This is a genomic window from Actinomycetota bacterium (assembly GCA_040754375.1).
Classification (GTDB): domain Bacteria; phylum Actinomycetota; class Acidimicrobiia; order Acidimicrobiales; family AC-14; genus JBFMCT01.
Window position 1 is genome coordinate 52,747 of record JBFMCT010000017.1, and the last position, 9,020, is coordinate 61,766.

The following is a 9,020-nucleotide window of genomic DNA, read 5'->3' on the forward strand; positions in this document are numbered from 1 at the left end:
TGGGCTGCCGTAGCGGTCCTCACCGGCGATACTGGCCGGCGTGGAAACGACCCTGAAGCTCACCGAGTGGACCTCGTGCGGCGGCTGTGCGGCCAAGTGGGGAGGCTCGCCCCTCTCCGGTCTGGTCAAGTCGCTGGCCGCGGCCATGCCCGACCCTTCGCTGCTGGTGGGCCTGGCCCCGTTCGACGACGCCGCCGTCTACCGGCTGTCCGACGACGCCGCCCTGGTGGCCACCACCGACTTCTTCCCCCCCCTGGTCGACGACCCCGCCGACTTCGGGGCCATCGCCGCGGCCAACGCCTGCAGCGACGTGTTCGCCATGGGCGGCCGGGTGGTCCTCGCCCTGAACATCAGCGCCTTTCCCGAGAAGCTGCCCGTCGAGGCGGTGGCGGCGATCCTGGCGGCCGCGGCCGACGTTGTCTCCCAGGCCGGGGGCGTGGTGGCCGGGGGCCACACCATCCGTTCGGAAGAACCCATCTTCGGCCTGGCCGTGCAGGGGCTGGTCCATCCCGACCGGGTGTGGACCAAGGCAGGAGCCGTCCCCGGGGACGTGCTCATGCTGTCGAAGCCGGTGGGCACGGGCATCCTGCTGGCCGGCGGGCAGCCCGACGACAAGGCGATCGCCATCGCCCACATGCGCCGGCTGAACCGGGGGGCGGCCGAGGCCCTGTCGGCCCTGGCCGAACCACCCCACGCCGTCACCGACGTCACCGGGTTCGGCCTGTTCGGCCACGCCTGGGAGATGGCCGAGCGGTCGGGGGCCGGGTTCGAGATCGATGCCGCCTCGGTGCCCTTCTACCCCGGGGCCCGGGAGGTGGCCGAGGCCGGTGTGGTCACCGGGGGCGACGCCCGTAACCGGGCCTACCTGCAGGACCACGTGACGGTCGGCGCGGGCGTGCCCCGGGCCGTCGAGAACCTGTGCTTCGACCCCCAGACCTCCGGTGGGCTGCTGGCTGCCGTGTCGCCGTCGGCGGCCACCGACCAGGGCCTGGCCGAGGCCGGCTTCGTGACCGTGGGCCGGGTCGTGGCCCGCGGCCCAGGGGTCGAACTGCGGTAGGTGGGTGAACTCCTGGACTGGATGGGGAAGAACGAGGACGCCTGGCGTGCCTGACCCGCTCTGCGTTCGGGCTTGCGCTGCCGACGGGGGAGGCGATCGACCTCCTCTCGCGGCTCTTCGGCTCGCCCAGTTCCGAGGGTATAGCGATGGTGGTGCGGGCAGCCGGAGCGGCGGCGCCGTCTGAGGAACTGGCCGCCTCGCTCGTGGCCCTTGTGGGCGACCTCAGGATGGGGTTGGGATGACTGGTCCCCGCATGGAGAACGACACCCCCCAGGGCGAACCGTGGCAGGACGCTCGCTACCAGCGGCTAGTCGGTAGCCGGCTAGGTGGCGGCTCGGCTGCGGCTGACGGCGAAGACGACGATCATGGCCAGGCCCATGCCGATGGCCAGCCCGGCGCCCATAAGGACGGCGTCGGGTACGCCCTCGTCGTCGTCTTTCGCGATGACCTGGGGCGTTCCGTGGAGGTGGACGCTGGCGAAGTAAGTGTCGTCGGCTGACCCCTCGTTCGTCCCGTTCCGGCTGTCCTGCCAGGCGAAGTACACCGCGTCGTCGCTCGACACGATGCCGGTCGGCCCGTGGATGTCGGCGTTGCCCTGCCAGATGCCGAAACGGCGGTCGATGATGCGGTCGTTGATCTTGATCCCCTCGGAGAAGGTCCGGCCCTGGTCGAGGGAGTATGACCACCACACGTCTTGGTGGCCGATGTAGAAGGAGACACCCGGCGGCGTATTGGTGCCCGCCGGCACCGGGCTGTTGCGGTTGTCGAGCCAGACGACGTCGATCCGCCCGTTCGGCGCGAGCGAGATGTTGGGGTGCATGTGGTGGACGTTGGGGAGGTCGCCGTCGCTCACCATCCGCCGGTCCTCCCACGTCGCGCCGGAGTCGCGTGACACCCGGATGTAGACGTCGCGGTCGTCGGCCGGCAGTGACGGTCGGGGATTGGGGTGGCCATACCAGATGGCGTAGAGGTTGTCGGAGTTGGGGTCGGCCCGAAGGGCCCACTTCCGGTTGTGGGCGAAGCCCGCGTTGCCCTCCTCGATCTGCTTCGCGTCAGACCAGGTCTGGCCATGGTCGGAGGAGGAGCGGTAGAGCACGGTGCGGATGGGCGGCTGCGGGGCAGGCTGGCCCGCCGGAGCCGGCTCGACCCGGCCCCGCCCGGCGAAGGTCACGTGCACTACGCCCTTTCCGTCGACCGCCGGCCGCCCCTCGTAAGACCCTTGCGGATCGCCCTCCCGCAACGAGAAGGGCGGGCCGAACGTACGGCCACCGTCACTGGACGCCACGATCAGCGCCTTGTTGCCCGACGGCACGTCGTCGTTGAGGTGGAACTGCATCCACGAGACGTAGACGTACCGTGGGTTGTTCGGGTCGACGGCCACCCACGCCCGGTAGTTGCGCTTGAGGCCACGGTCGGCCTCGGGGGCCTCGGGGGCCTCGTAGACGCGGACGGTCTCGAACGTGAGGCCGTCGTCGTCCGACTTGGCCAACCAGATGTGGACCGGCCGGTTCGGCCGGTCGATGGTGGCGAACCTCGGGTCGCTGGCGTGGAACCCGATGTACAGGACGCCGTCCTTGTCGTACACCATGCTGTGGCTGATGTTGGAGTCGGGGTTGCCGCACGCGTCGGTCCAGGGGCTGGTCATGGGGCTGCCGCCCGGTGACCACGACCGGCCGTCGTCGGTCGATCGGTAGACGTCGATGGTCCTCTTGGTGCGGGCCTCGCAATCGGCGATGACGAGCACGCCCGTCTTCGGGTTGCGGGTGATCAGCGGGGTGGAATGCCCGCGCGCCGGATCTGGGTTGGTCGTCACCTGGACGGCGGCCGTCACCACCGGGGTGATCTCGTCGCCCTGCTGGGCGGTGATGGGCGAGGCACCGGTGACCCCCGCCAACAAGCCCGCGCCCACTGCGGTCCACAGCTTGAATCGGAACCGACGCACCGCGATCCCCCCCCAATCGGTGCCGAACCCTTAGTGCCTGGAGGCTAACGACCGCAGGGGGCTCGCGCCAGCGGGCCCTGGAACTTGTCGATCGTGAGGACCTCGTCCCCAGGTAACGGGCGTCCCTGGCCACGCCGTCATCGACAGTTGGGGCCGGTAGTCCACGGCCACCGCCGGCAGCCCGCTAAGCGGTGCCCCCGGTCGGGGAGGCCGGCGGGTAACGTTCGGCGCCATGGCCTTGATCGTCCCGCCCGTGAGGCCGCCGGTGGTCAGGCGCCAGGTGGTGCCCAGCCTGGCCACCGAGCGGGAGCTGTGGGACGAGGGCGCCGAGATCGTCGTGGGGGTGGACGAGGTCGGCCGGGGCGCGTGGGCCGGGCCCATCTCCGTGGGGGCAGCCGTGCTGCCCCGGGAGAAACGCCTGCGCAAGGTTCGGGACTCCAAGATGCTGACCGAGCCCGAGCGCGAGCACCTGTTCCCGCGGCTGGCGGCGTGGTGCGCGGCATGGGGCGTGGGCCATGCCAGCCAGGCCGAGTGCGACGAGCTGGGCATGTCCGCGGCCCAGAAGCTGGCTGCCCGCCGGGCCGTCCAATCCCTTGGGGTGGTCCCCGACGTAGTGCTGGTCGATGGCAACTGGGACTTCGTGGGCGGGGCCCGGGTCAAACGACTTGTGAAAGGGGACGCAAGGTGCCTGTCGATCGCCACCGCTTCGGTGCTGGCCAAGGTGAGCCGTGACCGCATCATGCGGGCCGAGGCCGAGCACTTCCCGGGCTACGACTTCGACCTCAACAAGGGATACCCGTGCCCCCGCCACAAGGCGGCGCTGGCTGCCTGGGGCCCGACCACCATCCACCGGCGGGCGTGGGTGTTCATGGACAACATCCCCTGGGCCGGCGTCCCCCGCCGGGTGCGCGACACCGGCCAGGGCCAGCTCTGGGAGGTGAGCGCGTGAGCGTGGGTGCGAGGGGCCGGGCCGTCGCCCGGGTGGCCGCGGCCGTGCGGCTGGCGGTGGCGGGCCTGGCCGCGGTGGCCGCCCTGGGGGCGGCCGCCTGTGGCGGGGCCGACGACGGGGGGGTCGTCGAGACCCCGACGACGGCCGAGCAGGCTCCTGCCTCTCCCTCGGGCGGCGATTACTACCCGTGACCCGGGCCGGGTAGCTTCGGGGCCATGGCTCGCCGCGACTCGCTCGTCCTCCGTCTGGCCGCATTGTGGACGGTGTTCATCTGGACCTTCTTCGTCCGCAACCTGCTGGGCGACCCGACCCACTCGGCTGGGTTCAAGGCCGTGCACCTGACCCTGGCCGTGGTTTCGATCGGTTTCGCGGCGGCTATCTGGCGGGTGGCCTCGCGTGGCAGCCGCCGGGCGGGCCAGCAAGAGCAGGAGCGGGCCGCTACCCCTTCGTAGGGGCTCCTCGGGCACGGGCCCCGCGCAGGGCTGGCGGCCGTGCCCCGGGCGGGCTGACTAGGTCGTCGAGGAGCCGGCGGACCGACGCCGACACCTCGGCCACGGCCCGGTCGAACACCTCGGCGTTGGCCTTGGACGGCTGGCGGTAGCCGCTCACCTTGCGCACGAACTGGAGGGCGGCGGCCTGCACGTCCTCGTCGCTGGTCGGTTCAGGTCCCCGCAGGACAACGATGCTCCGGCACATGCCCCACCCTGGCACAGGGCCGCCCTCAGCGGCGCAGGAGGGCGAAGGCCATGTCCCGGCCGAGACCAGCCCTCATCGCCAGGTGCACCCACAGTTCGGCCAGGGACTCGAGGTGGCGGGCCGCGGTCAGCCCGCCCGCGTCGACGGCGTCGAACCCGAGGTCGCGGGCCAGGGAGGCAACCACCTCCTTGGCCCCGACGTCGTCGCCGGCCATCAAGGCAAGGGCGGCCCGACCTTCGATCACGGGACTGGCCATGGTCTCGAACCCCATGGTGTTGAACGCCTTGACGACGTGGGCACCGGGGGCCAGCGACGCCACCCGTTCGGCTCCCGATCCGCCGCCCGCCACCGGCTGGCCCATGGGGTTGGTGGCGTCGGCCACTACCCGGCCCGACAGGTCCCCCGCAGCCGCCACCACGTCACCCACCACCTCGTAGGGCACGGCCAGCACCACCACCTGGCTGCGCCCGGCCGCGCCCGCGAAGGTCTCGGCGTTGCCCACCGAACAGCTCACCTGGGCGGGCCGGCGCGACCCGAACACGACCGTGTGGCCCCGCGCCGCCCAACCCGTCCCCAGGGCCGACCCCACCCGGCCCGTGCCCAAGATCGCGATCCGCATGGCGGCAACGGTAGGCGGCTCAGGGCAGGTCGACGTCGAGGGCCAGGGTGAGGCACCGGCACGCCCCGCCCGCCTTCTGGAACTCGCCGACGTCGACCTCGGCCACGGCGAAGCCCCACGCCTCGAGCTGGCGGCCGACCCGGGGCGGGCACGTGGGCATGACCACGTTGGTGCCGACCACCACCGAGTTGGCGCAGAAAGCGGCCGTCTCCTCGGGTTGGAGGGCGAAGGGCTCGGGCACCAGCGCCTCGACCACCCGGCGGCCGTATGTGTCCCACGCCTCGGGGGCGACCAGCGCCCGGCGGCCGTCGAGCGGGCAGAAGGTGAGGTCGAGGTGGTAGTAGCGGGGGTCGGCCAGCTCGATCGGGCGCACGGGCACGGCGAGCAGGTCGGAGAGCGCCGTGTGGGCGGCCGCGTCGGAGCGGAACCGGTACCCCGACAGGATGGCCCGGCCGAAGGGCAGGGCGTCGCCCGCCCCCTCGTGGGAGACGCCCTCGGGCAGCTCAACGACGTCGTAGCCGTGGGCCTCGAACCACGCCCGGAAGTGGGGCACCTCGCCCTGGCGCTGGGGATGGCGGAACCGGCTGGGCACGAACCGCCGCCCGTTGACCAGGCCGGCATTGGCCGTGAACACCAGGTCGGGCAGGCCGGGCTGGGCGCCCATGACCTCGACCTCGGCGCCCGCAGCCGTCAAGGCAGCCACCAGTTGGTCCCACTGGGCGCGGGCCCGGTCGAGGTCGACGGCCACCTCCTGGTGCATCCACGGGTTGATCTCGTAGAGCACGCCGAAGTGCTCGGGCGGGCACATGAGCAGCCGGCGCCCCCACGTGAGCGCGCCCTCAGCCATCAGGTGACGCGGGCAGGAGGTGGTCGGCCAGGGTGTGCAGGAACAGGCCCACGTCGGTGACGATGCCCAGCGCCTGGTGGCTACCCCGGTCGGCCAGCTTGGTGACGACCGCCTGGTTGATGTCGACGCAGTAGGTCTCCACCCCGGCGGGCAGCAGGTTGCCGGTGGCGATGGCGTGCAGCGTCGAGGCCAGCATGAGGGCGACCGTGACGCCCGGCAGCAGGGCCCGCATGGCGTCGGCCGCCTCCACCACGTCGGTGTACACGTCGGGCAGCGGCCCGTCGTCGCGCAGCGAACCGCCGAGCACGAAGGGCACGCCGTGGGTGACGCATTCGTACATCGTGCCGGCCGTCAGCCAGCCCGACTCCACGGCCGCGGCGATCGAACCGGCCCGGCGCACCTCGTTGATGACCCGGAGGTGGTTGGCGTGGCCGCCCTCGGCCGGGGCCTGGCCGCTGAGGGCCACCCCCAGCGAGGTGCCCAGCACGTGGGACTCGATGTCGTGGGTGGCGAAGCCGTTCCCGGCGAACAGCACGTCGACCCACCCGTTGCGCACCAGGCGGGCCACGTGGGGGGAGGCCCCGGTGTGCACGACCGCCGGTCCGCACACGGCCAGCACCTTGCCGCCCGTGGCCTTGGCCGCCCGCAGGCGGTCGGCCACCTGGGCCACGAGCAGGTCCTTGGGCTTCTCGGAGGAGACCTCCGAGGCCATGAACTCGAAGGGGTTGGCGCCCCGGGGCCTCGACAGTGGCTGGGCCCGCACGCCCTCGCGCCCCACCACCACGGGGTCGCCCGCCTTGACCCGGTGCATGGGCTCGGTACGCACCCGCCCGTCGGGCCGCAGCACGAGGGCGCAGTCCATCTCGGGGTTCTCGACGTCGACCCAGCGGCCGTTCAGCCGGACCTGGGTTGGCAGGTTGGTGGTCGAGTAGAAGCCCTCGGGCAGCACGCCGTCGACCTCGGCGGCGGCCGTGGAGGCGTCGTGCTGGTGGGCCCGGTTGGCCCCGTGGACGGCCAGTTCGTCGACGATGGCGTCGAGGGTGGCGGCGTCGGGGGCCTCGACCTCGATGATGGCCCGGCTCGGGTCGGTGCTGGTGCGGCCGACGTCGAACTCGACGATGCGGTAGTCGCCGCCCGCCTCCAAGATGATGTCGAGCACCTTGGCCAGGATCAGCGAGTCGACGATATGGCCGCGTACCTCGACCCGTTCGGTGGCGTTCACGGCCTGAGAGGTTGGCACCTGGCGGGCGCCCCTGCCGGGGATGCGGGCGTGGCCACGGCTGCGGAGGGGCCCCGCCGGGGCCGCCGGGAGGCGTCGTCCGGCACCCGACCCCCCTGTTCATGGCCCCATGGCCCTGGTTGGGGGCAGGTCGGCCGCCTCGGAACGAAGCGCCGAACGCGAATCACGCCCGCCGCCGGACGGGGGTCACCAGCGCCTTGGGGCCCCGCCGGGGCCGCCGGGGGGCGCTCTGTTCGACGGCGGCCACCACCGCCTCGGCCCGGGCCCGGGCCTCGGCCGGCGGTTCCCGGCCCGACCAGGCGGCCGACGTCACCAGTTCGCCCACGCCCACGAGCCGGGGTTCGGCCAACCGGCCGGCCAGCGCGTGGCAGTACTCCGAGGGGGTCTCGGCCGGCTGGTGGGGCCGGCCGTGGCGGCCGCCCGCCCTGGTCAGCCGCTCGTAGGTGCGCGTGGACCACGGGCGGGCCTGCAGCCGGCGCCGCCGGGCCCGCCAGCGCCAGGCCACCCAGGCCAGGGCGGCGACGGCCAGAGCGGCCAGGAGCCACCACATCAGGCGGGCCCACGACGGCCCGTCGGTCACCGCCGGGGCGTCGAAGCGTCCCGCGGGGTCGAAGGGCACCCAGCCGACGGCCGGGAACCAGACCTCCACCCAGGCGTGGGCATGGCCCTCCCGCACGGTGAACGGGCCGCCGAAGCGGCCCCGGTCCCCGGGCAGGTAACCGACGGCGATACGAGCCGGGGCGGAGAGCGAGCGCAGCATGACGGCTGCGGCGGTGGCTGCTTGCTGGGCCGAACCGGCCCGGTCCCCGAACAGGAAGGCGTCGAGCGGGTCCTCCCCGGGGGGCAGGGCACCAGTGTCGTTGCGGACCGTCGTGTTGTCCCGCAGCCAGGCGATCACGGCCTCGGTCCGGTCGTACTGGGTGGGCGCCCCGGCCGCGATCTCGGCCGCCAGCTCGACGACCCGGGTGGGCAGGCCCGGGAAGCCGAGGTAGAGACGGCCCACCTCGGGCGGCACGCCGTCGACGGTCGCGTCGTGGGGCCGCAGGGACTCGGGCGTGTTGGGGGCCTGGCGGCTGCGGGCTTGGTAGGTGGCCCCCCGGCCCAGGGGCGGCAGGGCGGCGACCGTGCCGTCGGGACCGGCCGCGGCCGCCCCGGCGAGCGACAGCCGGCGGACCTGGGCGGCCGCCGGCACCAGCCCCATCCGGGCCGTCTCCACGGTCACCCGCTGGTCGAGGTCGCGCCCGGGCGAGCCCGGGGCCTCGCCGATGCCGGGCGGGACGGTCACGTCCCGGAACTGGGCCTGCTCGAAGGCCCGCGGGTCGAGGTCGGCCGACAGCCGCCAGCTGCGCCCGTCGTAGCGGTCGAAGGTCATCGTGCGCCACAGCGCCCGAGAGCGGGCCTCGACCCGGAACACGACTTCGTCGCCCGTGCCCGTCCCGGCCCCGCCGGCGTCGAGCACGTCGGTCAGCTCCAGGTAAGGCGGTGCGTCTCCCGCCGGGGGACGCGGCCCCGGCGGCCGCCCCGCGTTGTCACGCCCGCCCCCGCCGCCGTCGGGTGGGGGCAGCAGGGCGGCCATGGCCAAGCCAATGAGCCCGGCCACCACCAGCAGCACCAAGGCCTCGCCCCCCACCCGCCTACGCACCCCGCCCAGGCCGGCCGCCCCGCCGCCC

At 73.4% G+C, this 9,020-nt stretch carries 10 protein-coding genes; 4 read left to right on the forward strand and 6 right to left on the reverse strand.

Annotated elements, in window-relative coordinates; genetic code table 11:
• Window positions 1–52 precede the first annotated feature (52 nt).
• Window positions 53–1,057 (forward strand): selenide, water dikinase SelD, encoded by a 1,005-nt coding sequence (gene selD, locus AB1673_09265; GenBank protein MEW6154159.1) that lies wholly within the window; start codon window positions 53–55, stop codon window positions 1,055–1,057.
• A 322-nt stretch (window positions 1,058–1,379) separates the two neighbouring features.
• On the opposite strand, the gene AB1673_09270 is transcribed toward selD, so the two are convergent.
• Complete coding sequence (locus AB1673_09270) at window positions 1,380–2,999, reverse strand: sialidase family protein (GenBank protein ID MEW6154160.1); 1,620 nt, start codon at window positions 2,997–2,999, stop codon at window positions 1,380–1,382.
• 232 nt (window positions 3,000–3,231) lie between these two features.
• On the opposite strand from AB1673_09270, the gene AB1673_09275 reads away from it, so the two are divergent.
• From AB1673_09275 to AB1673_09285, 3 genes are read left to right on the forward strand one after another with little or no spacing between them, the layout of a single operon-like run.
• A complete protein-coding gene (locus AB1673_09275) occupies window positions 3,232–3,948 on the forward strand; it encodes a ribonuclease HII (GenBank protein ID MEW6154161.1) in 717 nt (238 codons plus the stop codon).
• On the forward strand, window positions 3,945–4,139 hold the full coding sequence (locus AB1673_09280; GenBank protein MEW6154162.1) for a hypothetical protein: 195 nt from the start codon (window positions 3,945–3,947) through the stop codon (window positions 4,137–4,139). The genes AB1673_09275 and AB1673_09280 overlap by 4 nt, the downstream gene beginning before the upstream one ends.
• A gap of 24 nt (window positions 4,140–4,163) precedes the next feature.
• Entirely contained in the window at window positions 4,164–4,400 is a 237-nt protein-coding gene (locus AB1673_09285; protein MEW6154163.1) for a hypothetical protein, read from the forward strand.
• Here AB1673_09285 and AB1673_09290 read toward each other — a convergent pair.
• The 5 genes from AB1673_09290 to AB1673_09310 form a co-directional block, all read right to left on the reverse strand.
• Entirely contained in the window at window positions 4,387–4,644 is a 258-nt protein-coding gene (locus AB1673_09290) for a DUF2277 domain-containing protein (GenBank protein ID MEW6154164.1), read from the reverse strand. The genes AB1673_09285 and AB1673_09290 overlap by 14 nt on opposite strands.
• A 25-nt stretch (window positions 4,645–4,669) precedes the next feature.
• Window positions 4,670–5,263: an NAD(P)-binding domain-containing protein gene (locus AB1673_09295; GenBank protein MEW6154165.1), complete on the reverse strand. Its 594-nt coding sequence runs from the start codon at window positions 5,261–5,263 to the stop codon at window positions 4,670–4,672.
• 19 nt (window positions 5,264–5,282) lie between these two features.
• Entirely contained in the window at window positions 5,283–6,110 is an 828-nt protein-coding gene (locus AB1673_09300; GenBank protein ID MEW6154166.1) for an arginine deiminase-related protein, read from the reverse strand.
• Window positions 6,103–7,332 (reverse strand): TIGR00300 family protein, encoded by a 1,230-nt coding sequence (locus AB1673_09305; GenBank protein ID MEW6154167.1) that lies wholly within the window; start codon window positions 7,330–7,332, stop codon window positions 6,103–6,105. Before AB1673_09305 ends, AB1673_09300 begins: the two co-directional genes overlap by 8 nt.
• Before the next feature lie 181 nt (window positions 7,333–7,513).
• Window positions 7,514–9,020, reverse strand: a 1,507-nt coding sequence (locus AB1673_09310; GenBank protein ID MEW6154168.1) for a transglutaminaseTgpA domain-containing protein, incomplete at its 5' end; no start/stop codon positions are given.

Coding starts and splice junctions, on each gene's coding strand:
- AB1673_09275 (MEW6154161.1), top strand. CDS start 3,232: ATGGCCTTGATCGTCCCGCCCGTGAGGCCGCCGGTGGTCAGGCGCCAG.
- AB1673_09285 (MEW6154163.1), top strand. CDS start 4,164: ATGGCTCGCCGCGACTCGCTCGTCCTCCGTCTGGCCGCATTGTGGACG.
- AB1673_09290 (MEW6154164.1), bottom strand. CDS start 4,644: ATGTGCCGGAGCATCGTTGTCCTGCGGGGACCTGAACCGACCAGCGAC.
- AB1673_09295 (MEW6154165.1), bottom strand. CDS start 5,263: ATGCGGATCGCGATCTTGGGCACGGGCCGGGTGGGGTCGGCCCTGGGG.
- AB1673_09300 (MEW6154166.1), bottom strand. CDS start 6,110: ATGGCTGAGGGCGCGCTCACGTGGGGGCGCCGGCTGCTCATGTGCCCG.